The 637-nt window shown below is 61.7% G+C and carries 1 protein-coding gene; it reads left to right on the forward strand.

Translation table 11 applies throughout. The features are described 5' to 3' along the window. The coding region (locus JK635_RS28085) for an Hsp70 family protein (RefSeq protein ID WP_202653115.1) at nucleotides 1-637 on the forward strand (637 nt) is incomplete at both ends.

The raw sequence follows: 637 nt of genomic DNA on the forward strand, positions 1-637 counted from the left end.
CATCCAGGGTTCGGTGCTGTCGGGCGACCGCAAGGACCTGCTGCTGCTGGACGTGACGCCGCTGTCGCTGGGCATCGAGACCCTGGGCGGCGTGATGACCAAGATGATCCAGAAGAACACCACGATCCCGACCAAGTTCAGCCAGGTGTTCTCCACCGCCGAAGACAACCAGCCTGCCGTGACCATCAAGGTCTACCAGGGCGAGCGTGAAATGGCAGTGGGCAACAAGGCACTGGGCGAATTCAACCTGGAAGGCATTCCGCCGGCATCGCGCGGCACGCCGCAGATTGAAGTCACCTTCGACATCGACGCCAACGGCATTCTGCACGTCGGCGCCAAGGACAAGGCCAGCGGCAAGGAAAACAAGATCACCATCAAGGCCAACTCGGGTCTGACCGAGGAGGAAATCCAGAAGATGGTGCGCGATGCCGAAGCCAATGCCGAGGAAGACAAGCGCCTGAAGGAACTGGCCGAAGCCCACAACCAGGGCGACGCGCTGGTGCACTCGACCCGCAAGTCGCTGACGGAATACGGCGACAAGCTCGACGCCGGCGAGAAGGAAAAGATCGAAGCCGCGATCCGCGACCTCGAAACGTCCCTGAAGGGCAGCGACAAGGCCGACATCGACGCCAAGATG

Source organism: Neobacillus paridis, from assembly GCF_016765675.1.
Taxonomy (GTDB): Bacteria; Bacillota; Bacilli; order Bacillales; family Cytobacillaceae; genus Neobacillus; species Neobacillus paridis.